Below are 24,117 nucleotides of genomic sequence, written 5' to 3' on the forward strand. Positions count from 1 at the left end.
TTCCTTTTGCTTTTTAAGTACTTTGGTGAGCAGAAAATGTTCCACCATGAAGGGAATTGTCCCGTAAAAGGGGCCTGCCATGGGCCGCGAAGGCCTTGCGTAATCCGGTATTTTCGTCTCCAATGGACAAAAAGAATAATCCTTTTCCTGTAACACCACTTCTTCAGGCAGCTTTCCAGAATACCCCTTGGTTGGTTTCTTTGCTGGACACTTTTCTGCTGTACCTGGGAGGGCTGGGACTGATGGTCTTTCTATATGATATCGGGTTTGAACATTCTGAATACGAACCAAAACTCCTGCACTACTTTTACCACCTGTTTTTCCTGGTGGTATATGGCTGTGTAGGACTGCGGATCTTGGTGCTGTTACGGGAAAAAGTAAGAAGACCCTCGCTGATATTTGAAGGGCTGTTGCTTTTCTTTATGTCTTTGGGGCTGGTTTCAAGATTCCTGCTTTTAAACAGCCTTACCAGCGCCAGCACCCTGTTACGGTTCTTTGACAGTGAGCAACCCATCTACGTCATCATCTTCTATATCTTCTTTATAGAAGTTTCTAAGAAGACCCTGCTCTTTTACCGCAGTTCGGTGCATCCGGCCAGGATGTTTGTGCTAAGCTTTCTGTTTCTGATCTCAATAGGAACGTTTCTGCTCTTGTTGCCACAAGCTACCTACCAAGGCATCACGTTTATTGATGCCCTTTTCACGGCTACTAGCGCTGTGTGCGTTACGGGTTTGGTGACACTTGACGTGGCTACGGTCTTCACACCCACTGGTAAAGTAATCATCTTGCTCTTAATCCAGGTGGGCGGGTTGGGCATTATGACGTTCGCCAGTTTCTTTGGGATCTTTTTCCAGGGTTCCTCCTGGAAGGGGGCGCTTTTCATGAAAGACTGGCTGAGTGAAGATAACCTGGGCCAGATTACCAGCACACTCTTCAAAATTGTCAGCTTTACCTTGGGCTTTGAAATGTTTGGTGCGCTGTTGATGTACATTGCCCTAACCGATATTCCCGAGGCAGCTTTGCCCGATAAATTTAGCTTCTCGCTTTTCCATTCCGTTTCCGCGTTCTGTAATGCCGGTTTCTCTACTTTGACCTTGGGGTTATATGATCCTATTGTTCGTTTTAATTATCCGCTGCAGATCATTGTAGCAGTTCTGATTATTGTAGGTGGATTAGGGTTTCCGATTGTGTTCAATCTCTTCCGCTACACCCGGTATAAGGTCCTGGACTGGATTGACCGGCTTACCCCCAATAAGCCCATCAAACATACTCCCCGTCTCTTGAATGTGAATACCCTGCTTGTGACCCTTACTTCCTCCATCTTATTGGTGGTGGGAATGATCCTGTATTTCTTGCTGGAGTACCACAATACTCTGGCAGAGCACGGCCTTACAGGGAAAATTGTTGGCGCTTTCTTTGGGTCGGTTACCCCTCGCACTGCTGGCTTTAACACCGTGAACATGGCTGCGCTTACGGCCCCTACCGTGCTGCTTTATCTGCTGTTGATGTGGATCGGGGCCTCGCCGGCTTCGGTAGGAGGTGGGATCAAAACGACTACGTTTGCCGTCGCTATCCTGAATATCATCAGCTTGGCCCGGGGGAAGGACAGGGTGGAGGTGTTCAAGCGGGAAATAGGCAATGAGTCGGTTGATAAAGCCTTTGCCATCATCATTCTTTCGTTGCTGGTAATTGGGCTAGCGGTATTTTTGGTGACTATCTTCGATCCGCAACTGGAGTTGGCCGCCGTGGCCTTTGAGTGTTTCTCTGGTTTCGCTACGGTGGGGTTGACTGTGGGCATCACGGGATTGTTGAGCACCCCCAGCAAAGTGGTGCTTATTACCACCATGTTCTTAGGCCGAGTAGGAACTTTGACGCTGATCATTGGGCTACTGCGCAAGGTGTCTACCTTACGGTACCGTTATCCTAAAGAAACTATCATCATTACATAAACAACGTTTAAAATGCGCTACATCGTTATTGGGTTAGGTTATTTTGGCTCGTCGCTATCCATGAAGTTGACCGAGATGGGGCATGAGGTCATTGCGGTGGATAAGAACATGCAAAAGGTGGAAACCTACAAAGACACGGTGACCCATACTATTTGCCTGGATGCCAGCGATGCGCAGGCCATTGCCACCCTGCCTACCGCCGAGACAGATGTAGTAGTAGTGGGGATAGGAGAAGACTTTGGAGCCTCGGTCATGGCCACAGCCGTTTTCAAACAATTGGGCGTGAAACGACTCATGAGCCGGGCCATCTCACCGCTGCACCAAACGGTTCTGGAGGCAATTGGGGTTGACCAGATTATAAGGCCCGAACAGGAAAGCGCCGAAAGACTCGCCAAAAAGCTGGAGATGCGCGGCGTGATTGATTCATTTGACTTAACCGAGGATTATAACATCATTGAGGCCACCGTGCCAGACAGGTACGTGGGCAAAACTATTGCTGAATCTGATTTCAGGGCGAAGTACCAGGTAAACGTGCTTACTATTCTGCGGTACCGCGAGTCTAAGAACCTTTTCGGGAAAGTGTACCAGAAACCTACCGTACTAGGCGTGGTAAAGGCCGAAACTGTGTTTGAGGCTGGTGATATACTGGTGGTCTTCGGAAAGATTCAGGATATTGACCGTTTGCTGCACATGCGGTAGAAGCTCATTTGCTGGGTTCTTGTGTTGCCATCTGCCTTTCAGCCTCTTTTTAGGAAAACAGGCTGAAAGGCAGTTCAGAGGGTGTTTCGAAAGGTTGCTTAGAATGGGTTCCTGTCCGTTTAAGGTAGCTTCTACGTAAAAAGGGTTTTCGAGCAATCACCAAACTAATGAAGTACCCATCTCCGTTTGCCTCCCGATTAATTTACAAAAACCTTTTCCTGCTTGTCTTTCTTTTCTGGGGATTGGCAGCCCACGTGCAGGCGCAATTCAAGCCGCATGAAGAACTGGGCAGTTTGTTTAAGGATGTGCAGATGGCAGCGGTTTTCCCAGACTCCAAAACTTTCCCAGATTGCCGGCCTCTAACTTCCCCTTACCAAATCCTGAGGGCGTATGAGCAGGAAAAAGGCAAGCCCGGGTTTGAGTTGAAGGCTTTTGTGCTGCGTCACTTTGAACTTCCAGTGGCACCTGCAGGTCAATTCCAATCAAACGAAAATTTGACCGTGGAGCAGCACATCTCCCAACTTTGGCCCATTCTAACGCGTCAACCCAAGCCTGAACAAAGCTCCCTCATTCCCTTACCGCACGCCTATGTGGTGCCGGGCGGAAGATTTCGGGAAATCTATTACTGGGACAGCTATTTCACTATGCTAGGATTGCAGGAGAGCCATCAAACCGAGCTCATTCAGAGCATGGTAGACAATTTTACGTATCTCATCAACACCATTGGGCACATTCCCAACGGCAACAGGAGCTACTACATGAGCAGGTCGCAGCCTCCTTTCTACGCGCTGATGGTGCGGGTGCTGGCCCAGGAAAAAGGCCCTGAGGTGTTGAGAAAGTACGCGCCCGCCCTGCAGAAGGAATACAACTTTTGGATGCAAGGCCAGGAAAGCCTTACCGCCTCTCAATCTGCCCATAGAAGAGTGGTCAAAATGCCCGACGGTAGTATCCTGAACCGGTACTGGGATGATGATCCGACGCCGAGACCCGAGGCATACAAGGAAGATGTGGAGGTCGCCCACGCCTCTGGCCGAAATCCGGAGGAAGTTTACCGGGACATTAGGGCCGCGGCAGAATCTGGCTGGGATTTCAGCAGCAGGTGGTTTTTGGATCAGAAGTCCCTCCAAACCATCAGAACGACGCAGTTGATTCCGGTGGACCTGAATGCCTTGTTATACCATATGGAGGTGACGCTGGCAGACATGGCCAAACTCCAAAAAGACAAACCTCAGGAAAGGCTTTACCGGCAGAAAGCCGCAGCCCGGAAAAAGGCGCTGCTAACTTATTGCTGGAATCCCAAAGAGCAGTTCTTCTATGATTATGATTTCACCAAGCAGCAAACCACCAACATCCCCACCTTGGCGGGGGTAACGCCGCTGTTCTTCTGTATCGCTTCTAAAGCCCAGGCCAAAGGGGTGGCCGTAAAACTTGAGCGTGATTTCCTAAAGCAGGGAGGGCTGCCGGCTACCTTAACCCACTCAGGCCAGCAGTGGGATGCGCCTAACGGGTGGGCTCCTTTGCAATGGATGAGCATCCAAGGGCTTCGCGCTTACCAGCAGCATGAACTGGCCAACACCATTGCCACTAACTGGATTAAACAGAATGTTGGGGTATTTAGACAAACCAGAAAGTTGACCGAGAAATACAACGTGGAAAAACCCGGCGCCGAAGGGGGTGGAGGGGAGTACCCCAACCAGGACGGATTTGGCTGGACCAACGGAGTGCTTCTTAAATTGCTGATGCACCAGGAAAACAGAAAACCTTAAACTCTTTAAGGCTGTTTTCCAGAAACAATGGTTAAAACGAAGGATGTTGCCTGCTGTGCATCATCTTCAGGGTTGCCAGGCATTGCAGGGCCTGTGTTTGGTTGTAGCACCGCACAATACCCGGTATTCTGAAAAGGTCAATAAACCACCAGACACCTAAACCGCCGGCGGTTATCCAGAAAAGGACCTGAATTCCCCACCGGTTAACATAGGCGTAATGCAGCCCAAATAGGACCCAAAGCAGATACGCAAACCCGGTTGACTTTTTCCGCTGCACATATAGAGTGAAGAAGTCACTCTGAAAGTTTGGTGGAAGGTTTAAGAGCTCCGACTGTAAAGGAAAGGGAAGTTGCTGCAGAAAAGATACTGGTAATACAGATCCTGTTTCCATAATTAGCAGAAATTTAGCTGGTTGTAAAGTGAATTCAAGATACTTGTTTTCCCTAAACCATCTGCACCGATGACTATTTTTATATAAGCAGGTTCAATGGGACAAGCCTGTGGGTGAGAACGGTGTTAAAAAGAAACTTCTTTTCTGCAGCATTCAGTCCAAAGCGCCTAGCCAAAGATTTCATTCCGTTTTATACTCTAAATTCCATTTGCGGCAAAGCAGGTCTGTTCATTCTTGGTGGAAAGAAAAAGAAAGATAGATTACTATGTTTTTCTGATTTTATTTAAAAACTTGTAAGGCCAATACGTATTTATTGGTGAGTTTGACGTTTATTTACGTTACAAAGGACATAGCCCTATTTTAAGAACAATACTGCAAGTGAAGAGAGTTAAGTCAATTTTGCTTATTGAGGACGATGAGATAACTAATTTCCTTAACCAAACGGTAATTGAAGAAACCGGTATTGCCGAGGAAATTATCGTAGCGTTGAATGGCTTAGAAGGCTTGGCGTACCTGCAAAGCTTGCAACGTCCTGAAGACTTCCCTTCCTTGATTCTGTTAGACATCAACATGCCCGTGTTAGATGGCTTCTCCTTTCTAGAGGAGTATCACCAATTGCCTTTGATTGAAAGTGTACCCACTAAAATTGTGGTTCTGTCTACTTCTTCCAATGCGTCAGATATGAACCAGATGCGGTCTTTGGGCATCACCACTTGCCTTCAGAAGCCGCTAAATGAGCACGATTTCAGAAAGGTTGTCGCAGAACTTTAACCCTCCTTTTCAGACTTATCATTCACCAGAACCTCGGTTCCCCTTAGTACTACTTTTTTGAAGGCACTTAGGTGATTACCTCCATTCACTAGTGAAATTCCTTTCTGGAAAGAATTCCTACTACAAGCATAAAAGTAGTATGCTGTTTATCTGCAAGGAAGTCTCCGGTTAGGCTTCTTTATTAGAATGCCTTGACCCTTTTATAGTTCTTTCCGGTATTTGATCCCAGTTCTAGCTTCCTAGACATAGGTTAGGGTGCATCCCATGTTATTAGGAAAATTCCCTACTTCCCTTCTTAAAATAGTCATTATTTAGCTTTTTAGGCAAAAGGTTGTTTTTGTATATTCCAGGGGTTAATCTCCGTACGTTTTGCAGCTTATTACTTGATGTACATACATGATAATTACAATGCGTTTTGTTTAAGAAAAGAATTAGATAATATAATTAAGTAAAGGCAAAAAGGGTTCTGAGGGGTTTTGGTACAAGTAAGATTTTAAAATGATTATTTTTGATTGTAAAGGGTATTATAGCAATAATGCTATTTAATGGCATGAAATGATGTAACTTGCATCAAAGATAAATTCTGAACGGAACCCGTGGAGCTGAATAAGGTGGAGGTATCTAAAGTGCAATGGGATAAGTTAATCATTGAGAATGTGATTGGAGTCTCAACTGACCTTTTGTGTGTAATTGATGAAGATGGGAAGTTTGTCCATATAAGTGCTACAAGTGAAGAAGTACTAGGCTATACACCTGCAGAATTACTGCATCAAAATTTCATAGATTATGTTTCATTCCATGATAAAGCTGAGACGCTGGAGTCTTTAGGGCGGGTCATGGGTGGAACTCCTACCCGCAATTACTTTAACCGGTATCTGCATAAAAACGGTGCAGAGGTTCCACTATCCTGGTCTGCGGTTTGGAGAGAGGAAGAACAGCTTATCTACTGTATAGGGAGAGATGCCAGGGACCAAATGCTGGCGCAGCAAAAGCTAGCCCATAAGGACGAGTTAAACAGCACCTTACTTCGGCATGGCTCAGATATGTTGGGTTTGCTCAATGAAGCGGGCGAATACATCTATGTAGGGGGCGCCGTTTCAAGGTTGTTGAACTATGAGCCCGGGCAGTTGATTGGCTGCAATGTATTTGACTTCATCCATCCGGATGATGTTCCCATGGCAAGTGAGACACTACAGCAAATACTACAGCAGGATGTTGTGCAGGTACCTGATTTTAGGTTTAGGTCTGCCAATGGAGAATGGCGATGGATTGATGCTGTTGTCAGTAATCAGCTGCACAACCCGGCTGTTAACGCCTTAGTGGTAAGTTCCCGCGATATCACAGAAAGGAAGCTAATCGCCTTGCAACTGGAAGAAAGTGAACGGCGGTTCAGGTCGCTGTTCGATAACAATCCAGACCTTGTCCTTTTTGAGGACCATGATGGTACCATTCTGGATGCTAACCCCCAATACCTTTCCTATTTGGGGCTCCCCAAAGAGCAGGTACTTGGCCGAAAGATATTTGAATTCCTGCCGCCTGGGGCAGTTGAAATATGCCAACACTACCATGATCAAGCCTTTCAGGGCAATATCTCTACCTTTGACTTAGAGTTACCGTTGAATGAGAATTTGGTAACGAATTACCAAATCACCAAGATCCCCTTGGTGGTGAACGGTGAAGTGGTAGGAGTGCATTCTATTGCCAAAGACGTGACAGAGGTAAATGCCGCCCAACTCACCATTAAGAAACAGACCGATACCCTTACCACCATATTTGAGAGTATCACCGATGCTTTCTTCATGTTGGGCAAAAACTGGCGTTTTAAACTCGTAAATACAGAATTTGAGCGGGTGTTAGGGCTAACCCGGGAAGAGTGTATCGGGAAAACCATTTGGGAGGTTTTTCCGGAACTGATCAACGGAAACTTCTACCACTATTACAAGAAAGCCATCTTTACCGGCCAATCCATCAGATTTGAATCTTACCTGGAGGTATCTAAAATCTGGTTAGAAGTGAAAGCGTATCCGTCTGAAGAAGGGCTCTCGGTGTATTTCTCTGATATCACTGAGCGGGTGTTCGCCAAGCAGGAGCGGGAGAAACTTTCTCTGGTGGCCAGCAAAATCTCAAACGGGGTCATCATTACCGATGCCAAAGGTACAATTGAATGGGTAAACAGCGCTTTTACCCGCAATACCGGCTACCTGTTTGAGGAAGCCCAAGGTCGGCACCTCAGGGCCTTGCTGGCAGGACCATTGGCGAAGGAGGATGCAGGCAAGGAACTCGGGTTGAAACTAAAGCGCGGGCTTCCGTTCAACCTGATGGGCCTTCATCAAAAGAAGAATGGCAATAACGTGTGGCTCTCTATGGACTTCACGCCTATCTTTAATGAAGACGGCGCCATCACGCAGCATATTGTCATCCAGAAAGACATTACTTTCCGGAAAGAGGCCGAAGAACGCCAGATGGAGATGACCCGTGACTTGTTCCGGCAAAACCGCGACCTTCAGCAATTCACGTACATTGTGTCGCATAACCTGCGGGCGCCGGTGGCCAACGCCATGGGACTGGCCGATTTCCTTACAAAGCTGGATAAGAATTCAGCCATGTATGACACTTCCCTGGCGCACCTTAAGACTAGCGTCTTCAAGTTGGATACCGTGCTGCGCGATTTGAACATGATTCTTTCCCTTAGAGATCAGCAAGACATTCTGGAAAGGGAAATGGTAGGCTTAGCAGAGGTCTTTGACCAGGTACGGCAGTACTTTATGGAGTCTTTGACCCATCATAAATGCGAACTGATTCTAGACATTGACCCGGATATCAAATTGAACACTAACCGGGCTTATCTCTATAGCATTTTCTACAACTTGCTTTCCAACGCCATCAAGTACAAGGCAGAAGGCAGAGCGCTACAGGTGAAAATTAAGTGCAAGGCTTCCCCTGAAGGCGGGTTGCGCATTGACTTCTCAGACAACGGGTCTGGGTTTGACATGGAAAAAGCCGGCGACAATATTTTCAAGCTTTACAAGCGTTTCCACCTAAACAAAAAGGGGAGAGGAATGGGGCTTTTCTTAGTGAAAACCCATGTAGAGAGTATGGGCGGCACCATAGAGATGAAAAGTAAACTGAATGAAGGAACCCAAGTGGCTATTTACATTCCCGGCGAAGTATCCACTAAATCATAATAGAACCCGGTAGGCTCTTAGATTTAGATATGCCAAGTCGAGGACCTACCGGGTTCTAAATTCTGTACCTGTTAGCCTCTGCATATTAGAATTCAATTAGAATTAGAACAAATAGTAGATAAGCATAGTACAAAGGAAGGTGCTTTTAGAGCATGTTTTATTCACTTAACCTTTAGTACTATGAAATTTAAAAGTTTACTACAGTATGTTCTGGTGGCATTGGTAGGTCAGTTTCTTTTTGCCTGTAGCTCCACCGAGTATTACCGGTTCTCTTCTGCCAAACCAGAGACCTACCATAAATCGGTAGCCAAGACTGAACCCGTAATCACTGTTCAGGAAAGCACTCAAACTACCTCCCCCGAAACTGCACCTACTAAAGAGGAACCAACCGCTTTGGTGAAGAAAACCGAACCGGTGCTGGAAGCCTCTGCCAAACCAGCCAAACCTGTTTTGTTTGAGACTCAAAAAGCAGTTGCGGTAAACAAGACAGTTCCGGTAGCCAACCCCGTTCTAAATGCCGAGGAGAACAAAGTCCTGGAATCTGCCAAAAACCGGTTGGCCAGCATGACCAAAGCCGAGAAAAAGGAATTCAAGAAAGAGATCAGGAATGTACTGAGAGATACAAATGAGGTAGGAACCGTAGTGAAAGTCATCTTGGCTATTCTGCTCCCGCCTTTGGCCGTGTTCCTGCATGAGGGAATTGGTAGCAGATTCTGGATAAGCCTGCTGCTTACCCTGCTGTTCTTCATACCAGGAGTAATTTACGCCCTTTTGGTGGTCACAGACTCAATCTAACCTGTAGTTTTATAGCCCAAACAAAAGGCCTAGGTACTACTACCAAGGCCTTTTTGCATTTCATATGATCAGTTTGGTTCCTAGGTCTTCGGAATGTTTCAGGCGGGTTTTCAGAAAAGACACCTAAAACATGCCTGGTGAGCTTAGATGTTACATAACCTTTTGTCAGTTCTCGCCAGAGGTTTTTTCTTCAAAAAGGTGAGGCTCCGTTAACAGCGTCCGTTTGTAAAGGTTGCGATAAGGTTAGGAGGGAGAATTGAGCCAGGCTAACGCAGAGGGACGGTCAGAGAAGTTAAGCATTTGAAAATGGACCCTCAAATCATGTTGTATCTTGGAAATGTTTTCGGCTGCCATTGTTTCCGTTTTTAAATCGGTAGACTCTACCCGGGCTATTTTCTGGATGCGAGTGGCGTTGAAATCTTGCGCAATTTTGAGCATTAGGGACGTGTTTTCTTCATCCGGAATGGTGATGGAGGCTTTGCTGCTGTCTACCAACATCTTTTTCACGTCATAATCCCGGATGGTTTCCACCACCACCTGAAAGGCTTGCTTTGCCTCAGGCAGTGCCTCTGGGGCTAAATCGGGCCAAGTCATTTCCGCTATGTCCGTGGCCGGATCATACTCAAGTAGCAGTATACTGTCTTTGTAAAGTAGCATAGACACCAGAGCTAAGGAAGAGACTTCGTTTTAATCAAACATAGTAAATTCTGTATTAAACTTCAACCCTATGACTCAAGTATTTAGCTTAAGGCAAGGCATCTTCCTAAACCATTTGCTGAATTAAAGCTGATTTGCTTAAAACAGCATCAAAGAAGAAACCCCTTCCGGATTTATCTGAAAGGGGCTTCTTCTTTAATGAAATGTAAGGCAGTTAGTTCAACAGAACCGGTTTCCCGAAGCCTACCTGTTCCAGCTTTTTGAGTTGGGTAGTGGCATCGCCTACAATCAGGTAATACATCTTGTTGGGGTTGACGTACTGCTGGGCCAAGGTTTTAATTTTGTCCAAGGTCATTTCCTGAACCAGAGTTTCCCGCTGCTTGGCATAGTTGTAAGGCAATCCGAAGGTGCTGATGTTGTTGAGCATATTCAGTTTCGCGCCCATGGTTTCAAAGGCCCGGGCGTTGCTCTTGATCAGGTAGCCTTTGGTGACTTCCAGGTCTTTGGCGGTGTACGTTGGTCCGTAGTTCTGCAGGAGCTGCTTGACAAGATCCGTGGACTCAAAGGTAACGTTAGAGCGAACCCCACTCTGGATCACAAACGGACCTGGCAGTACCGAGCCAGAGAAAGAAGAACTGATGCCGTAGGTATAACCTTTTCCTTCCCTTAACTGCTGGGTCAGTTGGGAAGCGAAACCTCCGCCGCCCAGAATGTAGTTCATCACCTGCGCCGGGTAGAAGTCTGGGTGTGTGGCAGGCAACGCCAAATATCCAAACCGCAAAACAGACTGCTTGGCCCCGGGTACATCATAAAAATAGATTTTGGAAGCCGCCGGAGCCTGTGGGGCAGGGAATTGTGGCATCTGTACGGCTTTCGCTTTCCAGTTCTGGTTCAGACCGGCCAATGAATTCAGGACCTCCTGTTGGTCTACGGCGCCTACCACCTGGAACGTGGCTACTGACGGAGAGAGGTTGGCCGCGTAGTAATTTTGAAGGTCTTGCAAGGTAATTGCCTGCAAAGAGGCCTCAGTACCTAAGATGTTACGGGAGAGGATGTGGTTCTTGCCGTATAGTAGTTTACGGAAGGTATTGTCGGCAATGGAGTTGGGATTGGCTTTCTGCTGCTTGATCTGGCTTTCAACCTGCTGCTTGGTCAGTTTAAATTCCTGCGCATCCCAACGCGGCTCCAGAAGAATCTCCTGCACCAAGGCAATGGTAGGAATGTAATTACGGGCCAGGGTGCGTCCGCTGATGGTGAAGCTTTCCTCGCCCGCATTGATGCTGATGGAGGCGCCCAAGGCTTCTATTGCTTCTTCTAACTGCTCTGGCGTTTTGGTACGAGTGCCCTTGAGCAACAATTCAGAAAGAAGGTTAGAAACGCCAACTTTTGTGGAGTCTTCCAGCAAAAGGCCGCCGTTCAGGCGCAGGTTAAACTGAACCAGGGGTACTTCGCGGTCGGTGATGCCCAGCGTTTTAAGGCCGTTTTCCAGTTTGCTTTCCCAAACGTTAGGTACCTTGGTCTCCGGCGACTTGCCATAGGCCGGCTCCACCGTACGGTCAAAGCTGGATGGAGTGCGGGGATAGTCGGCTTTGGCCGAAGCGTCAAACTTCTCCTCGGCGCCTTCCACAATTTTCTCTTCTACCACATTGGCCTTCTGCGAGCCTTTCAGCGCCAGGTTTACTTGTCCCTTGGGCACAAAGCTGGTCACCACGTAAGGCTTGCCCTTGAGGTATTGCTGGTACACGCGCATCACATCTTCGCGGGTGACGGCCAGCATGTTCTGGATGTCTTTGCTGATGAACCCAGGGTCACCGGTGAAAATCTGGTACTGCGCCAACTGGAAGCCTTTGCCCTGCACGCTGGCCAAGCCGTTGTAAAAGCTAACTTCCTGGGAGGTCTTGATGCGGTTTAGGTCGGCATCGGTGAAGCCTTCTTTCTCAAACCTTTGGAAAGCCTTTTCCACTGCGGCATGGACCTGGTTAAGATCCACCTTCTCGTACCCTCTGATGCTGAGCATGAATTGCCCGGCCAACTCGGCGCTGTTCTGGTACATATTCACGCGGCCGGCCAGTTGTTTCTCGTCCACAATCAGTTTGTTGAACGGGGCTTTCTTGCCGTCCGCCAACAGGGTGGCCAGGGTTCTGAGCGCATAGGAGTCTTTGTGGTAGGTGTACACGCTAGGCCAAGCCATGGTCAACTCAGGCAGGCGTGCGAAATTGTCCTCGTGGTACAGCTTCTTGGTTTGGGATAACACTACCGGCTTTTTCTCTAAAGCGGGGATTTTCTCGCCTTTCTTTATTTCGCCAAAATACTTTTGAACCCAGGCTTTTGCCTGTCCCGGCTCAAAGTCACCAGAAACCACCAGCGTCACGTTATTGGGAACGTACCATCTACGGTAGAATTCCTTCACATCTTCTAAGGTAGCGTTCTGCAAATCTTCCAGCGACCCAATGACCTGCCAATGGTAGGGATGGTCTTTTGGGTAGAGATTTTGGTCAATGACATAGGACGTATGGCCGTAAGGCGCATTGTCATAGCTTTGGCGCTTCTCATTTTTCACCACCTGTTTTTCCTTGGAGAGGACCTGCTCCGTTACGGTGTTGATGAAAAAGCCCAGTTTGTCGGCCTCGGCCCAGATCATTTTCTCTAGGGCATCGTTTGGCACGGTTTGGTAGTAGTTGGTGCGGTCTCGGCTGGTGGAACCATTGGCCCCTGAGCCTCCAATACGGGCACTCATTTTGTCCAGGCCACCTTTGCCCAAGTTCTCCGATTCCAGGAATAAGAGGTGCTCAAACAGGTGGGCAAAGCCCGTGCGGCCTTCCTTCTCGCGGGCAGAACCCACGTGGCTGGTAAGGGCCACCGCAACCACCGGGTCAGATTTATCCACGTGGAAGACCACGGTTAACCCATTGTCCAAGGTGAATTTCTCATAGTCAACTTTAAATTCCTGCTTGGCTGTTTTAGAGGCGCTTTGCCGCTGGCAGGATAGCAATGCAATGGAAAAGAGGAGGAGGGCAAGTGGTTTGTAAAATCTCATTGATAAGAAAGGGTTGTACCCTGATGGAGGTTAAGAAAGAGTTTGTTAGCCTTTAAAATTATTGGTAAGAAGGTCGCAAAGGTAACAGAGTTTAAAGATTCTGAAAGGCTCCCAGTCCAAGTGAGGCACGCCCTTTTTCCGTCTCATTGTCTCTGGAAAGAAACCAGGGGAATTATCTCTTTTCTAAAGTTGAAAAAGTGTTGTTAACCTTTCTGCAAAAGCACGCTAGAGAAACTGTCATTTGCCCCAGGCAATTTTAGCGGTGTCCTTTGGGAAAGAGGCCAAAAGCAAAGTTTAGCTTTTAGCGTTCGGGATGATAAGAGCTTTGCTGAATAGGTTTGATGCTAAACCTACGGTTGGATGTATGGCAATGACCCAACTTCCGCCTGTAATTTAACATCCATCGTTTTTAATGTCTTTTTCAGAAAAGGTGCCTAAATCTAATGGATGACTTAAACTCGCTCAGCCATAGTTTTAAGTTCAGGCAAGACCCTTTCCCCGAAGAACTCAATATATTGTTCCTGCTCCAGATTTACATTGTGCAGGTGGAAACGCGTGAAACCGAGCTCCATGTCTTTGGCCAGCCAATCAAGATGCTCCTGGGCACTGTCTGAGATGCGTACTGCCGGTTCCAGTTCATCGGGTTTCACCATGCTGCCTGCGGCGTCAAATCCTTTTACGGTGGGTATGTCTGAAAGCAGGGCAGAAGGGAAGACGTTGTTTTTCCACTGCTCGTGGGCCCCTTGCCTGGCTTTCTCTTTGGAGGTGTCATAAGACAGCTGCACCTTTAAGTGCATGGGCTTGCCTTCGCCGCCGCCCCGGTGGAAGGCCTCCACCACTTCTTTCAGCTTATCCGGCGAATTGGAAATGGTGATCAATCCATCGGCCCAGCTACCAACCCATTCGGCGGTTTCGGGAGTGATAGCCGCCCCGAAAACAGGAGGGATGTAATCTGGCAAGGTGTAGAGTTTGGCGTTTTCTACCTCCACCAAGCCCTTGTGGGTAACGGTTTCACCCTGCCAAAGGGCTCGCATGATGTCTACACACAACTTCAGACGCTCGTTTCGCTCTTGTTTGTTGGGCCACTTCTGACCGGTGATGCGCTCATTAAGAAACTGCCCGCTGCCCGCCGCAATAAAGAACCGATGGGGAAACATCTCGCACAAGGTAGCCACTTTTTGAGCCGCAATGGCCGGGTGGTACCGTTGCCCCGGGGCCGAAACCACCCCAAATGGTAACGAGGTAGCTTGCATGGCTGCCCCAAGCCAACTCCAGGCGTAGCCACTTTCGCCTTGGTTCTCGCTCCAGGGGTAGAAATGGTCAGAGGAAAGGGCATTGCCAAACCCTGCTTGCTCCGCTTTCTGCACCAAGGACAACAAATGGCTTGGCTTGAACTGCTCGTGCGAACAATGATATCCAAAGGAGAAGCTTTTAGTATTCATGCTAGGTCTGGCTTAAGGGTTTGAAACTCCTCAGGGATGTACGCGGAAGCATGTGAGTGGTTCTCCAGTTTTCAGGTGAAGGTTAAGAGTGTTTTACCCTTTGTTTTCAGAAACTAGACTAAAAAAGACTTAAGGAATAAGGAACCTCCGAAATTCCTTTTCAAAGAAGGCGTTAGCTCTTCGTGGGGGCTTGGTCTAGGTCTCTTATTTCCTTTTTGTAAGCAGAAGGAAGAATGATGGATTTTAGAAACCAGTCCAGTTTTAAAACCTTGCTGACTTTATACCCCTGTAAAAGCGGGGTAATGAGTGAAATCTTCCGGAAGCCTAACAATTCTTTCACCCTGTCTGGCACCACCAGAATCTGGGCTTCCAAAAGCAATCTGTACCTAAGGCTGCCCAGATGCTTCCGGTACTGTAGAAACAGATCTTTGGTGTAATGGCTCATATCAAGGTCTTGCTGCAGGTGCTCCTCCCGCATGGTTAGCCATTCTTGAAAGGTGACCGGAAGCCCTTTCAACCCCATCCGATCACCTACCCGATAGAAGACATCAAAGACTTCTGCTTTCTCTGGCTCAGAGAGTTCCCGTTCCAGCACTTCAAAAGACCTGATGGAGTAGTCAATCAGCATGAACAGTACATCACGGTAAGCCCAATCGGGGATGGAGGCACCTCGTTTGGCCTCAACTCCCGCATGGATGCTAGCCATTCTGTCTATGGTTTTGTTGGCCCCTTCCAAAGAGGAGAAAACAATCTGGCGGGCGTAGGCCACGGTAGAGAAAAGCCTTCCTAGAGGATCTGCCGGTAGCCGCCCGGTAAAGTAAAGCCAGTCTACCGCTTTGTTCAAGGCGAACTCAGCAGAAGATCCCGCGAAAATGAAGAGCACCGTATCTCCTTTACCCCAGATTTCCCGCACTACTGATTCTTCCTTAACAAAACACTCCATGAATCACTCTTTAGGTTGGTACGTTAATCCTTTTGTCGCTAAGTGGTTGCCTTGCTAAGCAGAGGTACGAAGACTGGCGTTTTCTGATTCCTTTTACTAAAAGGCAGGATTTTTATAGCTTGGGTAAAAAGAAATTTGAGCCATCAAGTAGCTGGGTCTAAATGCAAGTAATTGGAAAATTCATTGTATTTGACTTTAGCCGGCTGTAGATTTGGTAAAGTAAAAGAAGAAGGCTACTAAACAATTCCTTTCTAATATTTTTATAAATAATCCTATTTAATACTTTACATTGGAAGTTTTTGAAACCGTAGAAAAAACTACGTTTGATATTTGCGTACTCATCCCGTGCTATAATAACCTGAATGGTCTTGTCAAGTCGCTCCAAAGCATCACCTACTTTCCTGATAAACTTTGTGTTGTAGTGGTAGATGACGGAAGCCTGGTTCCGGTTAAAGAGTCGGATTTGCTTGAGCATGAGAAGACCGGATTCCGCACCTACGTTGTCAGTTTAAAGCAAAATCAGGGAATTACCCATGCATTGAACACCGGCCTTCAATGGATAGAGGCTAATCTTGACGTCCGGTATATAGCGCGTTTAGACTGCGGGGACCTATGCCATCAAGACCGATTTTACAAGCAAGCTGCCTTTTTAGACCAGAACCCCGAGGTAGGGTTACTGGGAAGTTGGTGTGTTTTCAAGAACCACAACTCGGGTTTTAGTTACACCTATACCACTCCTACAGAGCATTCCGCCATACTATCAGAAATGCACTTCAGGAACGTATTCATTCATCCCACTGTGATGTTCAGGGCCTATTTGGTGAAAGCCGTAGGAAATTATCCTAAAAATTATTCACATGTAGAAGATTATGCCCTGTTTTTCAAAATGTTGCACAAAACCAAAGGGGCTATCTTAGATCAATACCTGGTAATATGTGAGATAAATGCCCAAGGGATTTCCATTGCAAACCGCCGTGCCCAATTACAAGGTCGTGAAAGAGTAGTCACCGAGTTTGGCTTTACGTTCTTAGGTAAAAAATTGGGGAAAGGCAAGTTGCTGGTTTTAAAGTTGTTGCCCTATAAATTGATCTTGTATTTGAAAAACAAAAGCAGCCAACGAAAAGGGTAGGAATCTTTTTTAATCAAAATTTATTCTCCTCCTGTAATAAAATGAAATTGTAGCTACTAATGATAGGCTTGATTCATTTGATTTCATGAATATTGAATTTTCGTGATGAAGCAGTTGAGCAGAAGTTTTTTATTGTTTATATAATTCAAGAATGAAGTTTTTCTACGATCTAAATAGGGGTGTATGCAGCGAACGGGGTCTTATCTATATAGATTTGGTATAAATACCGTTCATTTCATAGGTCTTGAAGAATTATAGCTATCTTTGGTTTATTAAAGATAGAAGTACCAATAGAAGTTTTTAGTGCTGAATCCCCCAGGCTAATGAAGATAGTACACGTAATAGAACCTTTTGCTTCTGGGGTTGCCGTATTCGTGAAGTCGCTTACCGAAACAATGCCAGATGACCTCCACATCATCATTCATGGCGAGCGGAAGCAGGTAATGTCTGCAAAAGACGTTAAGCGAACCTTCCCTAAACAAAACGTACGCTTCATCCGGTGGAAATCTGTGCAGCGGTCTATTCATCCCTTTAAAGACTTATTAGCCCTCTCGGAACTACACAACATCCTTAAAAGGCTAAACAGAAGAGGCTTTGTGGATGCGGTGCATTTGCATTCCTCCAAAAGTGGTCTGTTAGGAAGACTAGCCTGTCGGTTTGCCGGGATCCAGAACGTTGTGTACACTCCAAATGGCGCTCCTTTTCTTTCAGGAGGGAACCCCGTCTTGAACTTTCTCTTCAAACAGATTGAAAAGTTTGGGAATGGAGTGGGCGGAAAAGTTGTTTGCTGCTCCGCGTCTGAACTTGCCGAATATCAAAAACTGGGAATCAACGCTTCATATATCAACAATGGGGTGTCTCTGAAAGATACTGCCTTGCAATTCACGGCTCACCTAAAGAAAGAGAAGTTTCAGGTGATAACCACCGGAAGAATTGAGGAACAGAAGAACCCCCTTCTGTTTAACAGCATAGCTGCCTTCTTTGAAGATTTTGACCAAATTGAATTTATATGGGCAGGTGATGGAAAAGAACGCCCTTCCTTGATTTCTAAAAACATAACCGTTACAGGTTGGCAAGACCCTCAAGTTGTCAAAGAAATGGTAGCCCAAGCCGACGTGTTTATCTCCACCTCTTTATTTGAGGGACTTTCCTTTAGTGTACTGGAAGCATTGGCCTTGAAGAAACCTGTTCTCCTGAGTGACTGTGTTGGCAACGCAGATATTATTAAAACGGGTTTGAACGGGGATGTATTTAAAAATGAAACTGATGCCATTGTTAAGATTCTTGATTATTTCAATAACCAGGAAATGCTGGAAGTAATGGGGGATTACTCCTTTGACATTTGCACCGCAAATTTTGACGTTAACATCAATTTCAAAGAATACAAAAATGCTTATCAGGGTCTAGCACCTTTGGTAAAACAAGTGTAGAAGGGCAGTACGGCAGATTGTTAAAGATTTTTACTGATTAAATATGAGAAATTTATTATCAATACAAGATTTTATTTCCGATTCAGAACCGCTAGAAGATATAAGTAAGTCTTTAAGATTTATTCAAAACCATTTTGTTGAAGAACTTAATTTCAAGCAGGGGCTTCTTAGATCAAAAGAAGAAGAAATCAACGCTTTGAAAATTTCCTTAAACAGCAAAGACCGGGAGGTTGAAGAATTGAAAGCAAGAGTTGCTTTGTTGGAAAGAAATAATGAAGGGAACAAACAAATGAATAAGAAACTGATAAATGAAATAGTAAGAAAGCAGCAGGATTTAGAGTGGTATAAAAGAACTTATGAACAAAGGAGCTTTTTAGGAACCATAAAACAAAAATTGTTTAAAAAGCTGTTTTAATTTAAAAAAGCTTCTGAAGGTTCCGGAAAGAGTTGATTCAATATTCTTATTTATAGAATGGAAAGGCGTAATGCTAACGCATTATTTTAATTTTTTTTGTTTTAAAGTAATAGTTTATAGAGTGGAGTTTACAGGAGAAAGGTTTGTTCCAAATAGTGAATTGTTAAATGAAGAGATCGGGATTGAGCATCTTCATAGGTATCATACAATCGTAGAAATAGTTAAAGACAAAGTTGTCTTAGATATAGCTTGCGGAGAAGGTTATGGTTCAGCCATCTTGGCAAAGTACTCCCAAACAGTTTACGGGGTGGATATCGATGCTTCCAGTATTAAATATGCACAAGAGGCTTACGGAGGAAGGATTTCAAACCTAAATTTCACCCAAGGTTCTGTTGCTAGTATTCCACTTCCAAATCAATCAGTAGATGTTGTTGTCTCCTTTGAAACAATTGAGCACGTTGATGAAGCAACGCAAAACGCCTTCCTAAAAGAAGTTAAACGGGTCCTGAAAGAAGGAGGGAAGCTAATCATTTCTACTCCAGATAGAATAAACTATTCTGAAAGATATTCTTATAAGAACGAATTCCACGTGAAGGAGTTTAGTTCAAGTGAGTTTTCTAAATTCCTGACTGCATATTTTACAAACGTTGAGACATTTCATCAAAGATTTGAAATTATCAGTGCCATTACCAAGCCCAATACAAGAAACCTATCCAGTATAAAAGTTACAGACTGGAATCAAGGCTCTCCTTCTAACGATACAAAATATCTAATAGCCGTTTGCAGTGATGTCAAAACAAGTGAGTCTTTAAACTTGGCTTCGGTCGTTTTCAATGTAAATAAAAGCTACTTTGAGCTCTCTGATAGAATGGTTGAGAAGGAAGCTCATATTGTGGAACTTGGGTCTTGGGGGAAATCATTAGACCAAGAAATTTTTGATAAAAACGATATAATTAAGAGATACCAACAAGAGGTTTCAAGTCAAACCGAACAATTAGGGCAAGTTGTGCTGAACCAGACAAAGTTGGAAACAGAAAACCAGCACCAAGCCCTTTTACTTCAGGAACTAAGCAAAAAGCAGAAAGAACTGGAGAGAGAATTAGACGAGAGGATTGATTTAATCTCAAGTCTAGAAGAGAACGCTCAAAAGCAAAATCAATTTATTGAAAAGCTTCAAAAAGAACTAGTTGACAGCAAAGATATAATTCAGGGGCTGAAGCAAAAGACCCATCAACTTTACCAGGAAATCGATGCTTTAAGGGGCAGGTTAGAAGAAATATATGTTTCAGAAGGTTGGAAGCTTCTGAGCATATACTACAACTTCAAAGGAAAAGCTTTGCCTGAAAACTCTAGAAGGTACCAAACCCTTAAAAAAGCGGTAAATACCTTGCGCGGGAAAAAGGAAGACTACCCAATCAGCATTGCGTTACCAGATAACAAAAAAGTAGTGCAGCAATCTGAGGTCCAGAAACAAATAAGCTTCCTGCCTTTTGAATTACCCAGCTATGAGCTTCCTGAGGTTTCCATCATAATCCCTGCTTACAACGCCTGGGAGATGAATTATACCTGTATTAAATCTATCAAAGAAAATACACAGGGAGTAAGTTATGAGGTAATTCTTGCTGATGATTGTTCCTCAGACGAAACAAAGAATATTGGAGATTACATTAAGAACATCAACGCCGTTAGAAATGAGCGGAACTTAGGTTTTCTTCTTAATTGTAACCATGCAGCTTCCTTTGCAAAGGGGAAATATGTTCTGTTCCTGAATAACGATACAGAAGTAACGCCGGGTTGGTTAGTTTCTTTGGTAGACTTAATGGAAAAGGATGCAACCATAGGTATGGCCGGGTCTAAATTGGTGTATCCTGACGGACGTTTACAAGAAGCAGGCGGCATCATTTGGAATGATGCTTCTGGCTGGAACTTCGGTTACAGACAAGATCCTGATTTGCCACAGTTTAACTATGTTAAAGAGGTAGATTACGTCTCGGGGGCTAGCATTATTATTAGAAAAAGCCTTTGGAACGAACTGGGAGGATTTGATGAACGCTACACCCCTGCTTACTGCGAGGATTCAGATATAGCCTTTGCTATAAGAGAGAAAGGTTATAAGGTAGTATATCAACCTTTGTCAGAAGTGATTCACTACGAAGGCTATTCTCATGGCAATGACAGAGAGCAAAGTGCCATCAGTTCTATAAAGGAATACCAAAAGGTCAACAACCAAAAGTTCTTTGAAAAATGGAAGACGGTTCTGCAGAGAGACCAATTTCCTAATGCAGAAAACGTTTTCTGGGCCCGTGAAAGAAGCCAGCATAAGAAAACAATGCTCATGATTGACCATTATGTGCCGCAGTTTGATAAAGATGCCGGATCAAGAACCACCTTTGGTTACTTAGAACTTCTGGTGAACCTTGGGTACAATGTCAAGTTCCTGGGCGATAATTTCTACAAACATGAGCCCTACACCTCCGTGCTCCAGCAAATGGGAGTTGAAGTACTTTACGGCCTTTGGTACCATGAAAATTGGCAGCAATGGTTTATTGATAACAGTGACAAATTTGATTATATCTATTTAAACAGGCCCCATATATCCATTAAGTACATAGAATTCATCAAACAGAATTCAAATGCCCGGGTATTGTATTATGGCCACGATTTACACTATTTAAGGGAGCAGAGGAGGTATGAGATAGAGAAAGATCCTGCTATTCTTAAAGAAGCCAAGAAATGGAAAGAAACAGAAACGTTCCTGTTTGATCGCAGTGATATCATTCTAACACCAAGTGAGGAAGAAAAAAAGATAATTGGTGCGTTGAATTCTAATTACAATGTACAGGTGATAAGGCCCTTTATTTACAATAGCCTAAATGAGCCTGTGGTAGATTTCTCAAAAAGGAAGGACCTGCTTTTTGTGGGCGGCTTTGGACACAAGCCCAATGTTGATGGCGTCTTGTGGTTTGCCAAAGAGGTTTGGCCTAGTATAAAGAAGGAAATACCTGAGGCGAAATTCATCATTATTGGTTCTAATCCTCCAGAGCAAGTAAAGGAACTGAACACCACTGACATCCTTGTAAAAGGCTTTGTGAGTGATGGGGAGTTGGAACGTGCCTATAAAGAAGCAAGAATGGTAGTTGTTCCTCTGCGGTATGGGGCCGGAGTAAAAGGGAAATTAGTGGAAGCAATGCATTTCGGTGTTCCTTTAGCGACGACTACTGAAGGGATTGATGGTTTGCCTGGTGATGTGTCCTTTATCAAACCGGAAAATGAGGCTGAACAGCTTTCTAAGCGTATTTTGAGGTATTATCAATCAGAAGAAGAGCTAAAGCAATTGAGTAAGGCAGAGATCAATTATGTCAAGGAGTATTTTTATAAAAAGGCAGTAGAAAAAGTGTTGGTGGATGTATTAGCAACTGAATGACGGGCTTAATAGTCTACAACTTTAGAAGCATATCTAAAGAAAGAATGAATAGTCTAGAGTAATAGACAATGATTTTATGTAATCAAAGTGTATCAAGTCCAAGGAGGTGGGATTAGTATTTAAAATACTAATCAACTCTGTTAAATTTTTATTATCAGGTTTTAAGTGGGGTGACAAAAAATATAGATCAAGACAATGGTTTGTTTTGAGTTCTATTCAATGTCCCCAAATTGTTTATGAGTAATATATATAAGAAGTACATCCTTTTTGTTCCTATTGTTTTTTTCTTTGGAATTTATTTGTTGTGGCTTTTTAGAGCCTACCATGATGTTGCCTATTTGGATACTATTCAAATTTTAGCGGGTAATATAAACAATATATATAACGGTGACGCTTCATTACAAGACTACTATTACCGGCCTCCCTTTCTGTTTCTAATTTCTACCATCATTACTTATGTTAATTGCAAGCTTTTTGCATATAATTCCTTTTATGAAAACATCATTAGTGGCTCCCTGTTGTTGTTTATTGGGTTTCATTTTTTAAAATTTAACAACCTATATTTTGCTAAGAAGGCGAGGTTTTGTTTTTCAGTTCTGGTGGGACTAATTGTTTTTAGTCTTACCAAATGGGAAATGTCTTTGTGGGGTGGTGGATTCAGCCATTACATGGTGGTTGCCTTTGGTTTTGTTTGTTTGAACATAACCCATAGGTTTTACATTGTTCAAGAAGGCGGAAGTTATAGAAGCCAGAATTCCTTAGTTCTTTACATTGTTTTGTCTTGTATCTCCATTTTGGAGGCCACAGCATACTTTTTGCCCTTCCAACTTTCGTTGCTTTTGTTAATGTTGGTTAATTACTTTTTATTTAAAGAAAAGGTAGATGTTAAAAGATTTGTAATCGCGTTTGGTGTGACTATAGGGTTGCTTGCTTTTTCATTTTTAGTCAATTATATGGCAGAATTATATTCAATACAGCATCCTTATGAAGTATATGGCAAAGTAAATCTTTCAAATAACATTGGAGCCGCGGTAGAGAAGCTGACGAAAGAACCCATGTTTGTTGTGAAATTCTTCTTAATTGCGAATGCGGGTAATTTGATAGACAAAGATTCATACAGTATTAACTCCTTTGGACACAATGTAATGCCTTTTGCAGGGTTGTTGGTTCTTTTGTTTTATGCATATGCTATTTACTCGTTTGTTAAAAATAGGAAAATAGAAGGAACTGTTGCCATTAATCTAATCCTTTGCACAATTATATTCTACGGTACTGTTTTAATGGGCCGGTTGCATTTCAATGATGTTTATTATGGAGCCTCCTCGCGCTATTCAGCAGCAACCTTTACGGGCGTTTTAGGATTGGCTACATTTTTTATGATTATGCTGAATGACCTTAAGGAGAAAAGTAGTATTCTAAAGTACTCCTATGTTGTTCCCTTATTATTTATTATTTGTTGCACGGTAATCACTTATAAAAACCAATGGCAAATTGCTCCTTACAGAAAGGAAGCCTATTTAAAAATGGAGCAAAACTTAAAGGCTAATAAGAATTTGGAGAGCCTAATGGGGTATAATGATGTCATTTCTGGTAAAGCTAGGGAAATGATGATAAGAAATAAGTTAAATGTTTTTAAGCCCAAAACGAAGTTAAATAATTTCAATGTTGATCAAAATTCATTTAAGGGGATTTCAGGCTTTTATGATTTAGAACAAAGTGAAAGTGGTGCTTACAGGTGGACAAATGGAAAGGGAGTGGTTGAGTTGCCTAATCTATATACTTCAGGTGATTCCATTGAAGTAAAGCTTAAGTGTTATGTACCACTTGTTGATACACCTAGTGTTATTTTGAATGATAGGTTTTTACCCTACCAAATGGAAAAACAAAATGATGGATATTTGTTCTCATTTGCATTTCAAGAACAGAAGGTGATATACAAGGTTGAAATTAATAATAGGAGTTTCAAGCCTCAGGAACTGCAAAAGGATTCCCAGGATAACAGAACTCTTGGGTTGATTTTTCATTCTTTAACCTTTTATAATTAAAATTCATTTAGTGTAACTTAAGAGCACAGCTTAACTAAA

The 24,117-nt window shown here is 44.2% G+C and carries 16 protein-coding genes; 11 read left to right on the forward strand and 5 right to left on the reverse strand.

Features of this window, described 5'->3' with window-relative positions; translation table 11 throughout:
- The first annotated feature begins 122 nt into the window (after positions 1-122).
- The 3 genes from ACW9SV_RS17400 to treF all read left to right on the forward strand — a co-directional run bounded on the left by ACW9SV_RS17400 (position 123) and on the right by treF (position 4,414).
- Positions 123-1,949, forward strand: coding sequence for a TrkH family potassium uptake protein (locus ACW9SV_RS17400; protein ID WP_479558040.1), 1,827 nt, complete (start codon positions 123-125; stop codon positions 1,947-1,949).
- Between the two features lie 12 nt (positions 1,950-1,961).
- Positions 1,962-2,648 (forward strand): potassium channel family protein, encoded by a 687-nt coding sequence (locus ACW9SV_RS17405; RefSeq protein ID WP_479558041.1) that lies wholly within the window; start codon positions 1,962-1,964, stop codon positions 2,646-2,648.
- 167 nt (positions 2,649-2,815) lie between these two features.
- A complete protein-coding gene (gene treF, locus ACW9SV_RS17410) occupies positions 2,816-4,414 on the forward strand; it encodes an alpha,alpha-trehalase TreF (RefSeq protein ID WP_479558042.1) in 1,599 nt (532 codons plus the stop codon).
- A 31-nt stretch (positions 4,415-4,445) separates the two neighbouring features.
- On the opposite strand, the gene ACW9SV_RS17415 is transcribed toward treF, so the two are convergent.
- Positions 4,446-4,805, reverse strand: coding sequence for a TM2 domain-containing protein (locus ACW9SV_RS17415; RefSeq protein ID WP_479558043.1), 360 nt, complete (start codon positions 4,803-4,805; stop codon positions 4,446-4,448).
- Between the two features lie 378 nt (positions 4,806-5,183).
- Here ACW9SV_RS17415 and ACW9SV_RS17420 point away from each other — a divergent pair, with 378 nt between their 5' ends.
- The 3 genes from ACW9SV_RS17420 (at position 5,184) to ACW9SV_RS17430 (ending at position 9,556) form a co-directional block, all read left to right on the forward strand.
- The gene (locus tag ACW9SV_RS17420) at positions 5,184-5,576 is read left to right on the forward strand and encodes a response regulator (RefSeq protein WP_479558044.1); all 393 of its coding nucleotides are present in this window, start codon (positions 5,184-5,186) and stop codon (positions 5,574-5,576) included.
- Positions 5,577-6,172: 596 nt separating this feature from the next.
- Complete coding sequence (locus ACW9SV_RS17425; RefSeq protein WP_479558045.1) at positions 6,173-8,761, forward strand: PAS domain S-box protein; 2,589 nt, start codon at positions 6,173-6,175, stop codon at positions 8,759-8,761.
- A gap of 180 nt (positions 8,762-8,941) precedes the next feature.
- Positions 8,942-9,556 (forward strand): YqaE/Pmp3 family membrane protein, encoded by a 615-nt coding sequence (locus tag ACW9SV_RS17430; RefSeq protein ID WP_479558046.1) that lies wholly within the window; start codon positions 8,942-8,944, stop codon positions 9,554-9,556.
- Positions 9,557-9,799: 243 nt separating this feature from the next.
- Here the strand turns inward: ACW9SV_RS17430 and ACW9SV_RS17435 are convergent, their stop codons facing one another.
- From ACW9SV_RS17435 to ACW9SV_RS17450, 4 genes are all read right to left on the reverse strand, one after another.
- Positions 9,800-10,213 (reverse strand): hypothetical protein, encoded by a 414-nt coding sequence (locus ACW9SV_RS17435; RefSeq protein ID WP_479558047.1) that lies wholly within the window; start codon positions 10,211-10,213, stop codon positions 9,800-9,802.
- 214 nt (positions 10,214-10,427) lie between these two features.
- Positions 10,428-13,250 carry a M16 family metallopeptidase gene (locus ACW9SV_RS17440; protein WP_479558048.1) on the reverse strand — a complete coding sequence of 941 codons (2,823 nt, stop codon included), beginning with the start codon at positions 13,248-13,250 and terminating at the stop codon, positions 10,428-10,430.
- A 452-nt stretch (positions 13,251-13,702) separates the two neighbouring features.
- Entirely contained in the window at positions 13,703-14,692 is a 990-nt protein-coding gene (locus ACW9SV_RS17445) for a TIGR03885 family FMN-dependent LLM class oxidoreductase (protein WP_479558049.1), read from the reverse strand.
- Between the two features lie 172 nt (positions 14,693-14,864).
- Positions 14,865-15,635, reverse strand: a complete 771-nt coding sequence (locus tag ACW9SV_RS17450; RefSeq protein ID WP_479558050.1) for an oxygenase MpaB family protein — start codon at positions 15,633-15,635, stop codon at positions 14,865-14,867.
- Positions 15,636-15,924: 289 nt separating this feature from the next.
- Between ACW9SV_RS17450 and ACW9SV_RS17455 the strand changes: the two genes are divergently transcribed.
- The 5 genes from ACW9SV_RS17455 (at position 15,925) to ACW9SV_RS17475 (ending at position 24,078) form a co-directional block, all read left to right on the forward strand.
- Positions 15,925-16,764 (forward strand): glycosyltransferase, encoded by an 840-nt coding sequence (locus ACW9SV_RS17455; protein ID WP_479558051.1) that lies wholly within the window; start codon positions 15,925-15,927, stop codon positions 16,762-16,764.
- A 323-nt stretch (positions 16,765-17,087) separates the two neighbouring features.
- A complete protein-coding gene (locus tag ACW9SV_RS17460) occupies positions 17,088-18,194 on the forward strand; it encodes a glycosyltransferase (protein ID WP_479558052.1) in 1,107 nt (368 codons plus the stop codon).
- 43 nt (positions 18,195-18,237) lie between these two features.
- Positions 18,238-18,609 carry a hypothetical protein gene (locus ACW9SV_RS17465; RefSeq protein WP_479558053.1) on the forward strand — a complete coding sequence of 124 codons (372 nt, stop codon included), beginning with the start codon at positions 18,238-18,240 and terminating at the stop codon, positions 18,607-18,609.
- 121 nt (positions 18,610-18,730) lie between these two features.
- Entirely contained in the window at positions 18,731-22,033 is a 3,303-nt protein-coding gene (locus tag ACW9SV_RS17470; protein ID WP_479558054.1) for a glycosyltransferase, read from the forward strand.
- Between the two features lie 236 nt (positions 22,034-22,269).
- Entirely contained in the window at positions 22,270-24,078 is a 1,809-nt protein-coding gene (locus ACW9SV_RS17475) for a hypothetical protein (RefSeq protein ID WP_479558055.1), read from the forward strand.
- The last annotated feature ends 39 nt before the right edge of the window (positions 24,079-24,117 follow it).

The organism is Rufibacter sp. JT20002, from assembly GCF_056491185.1.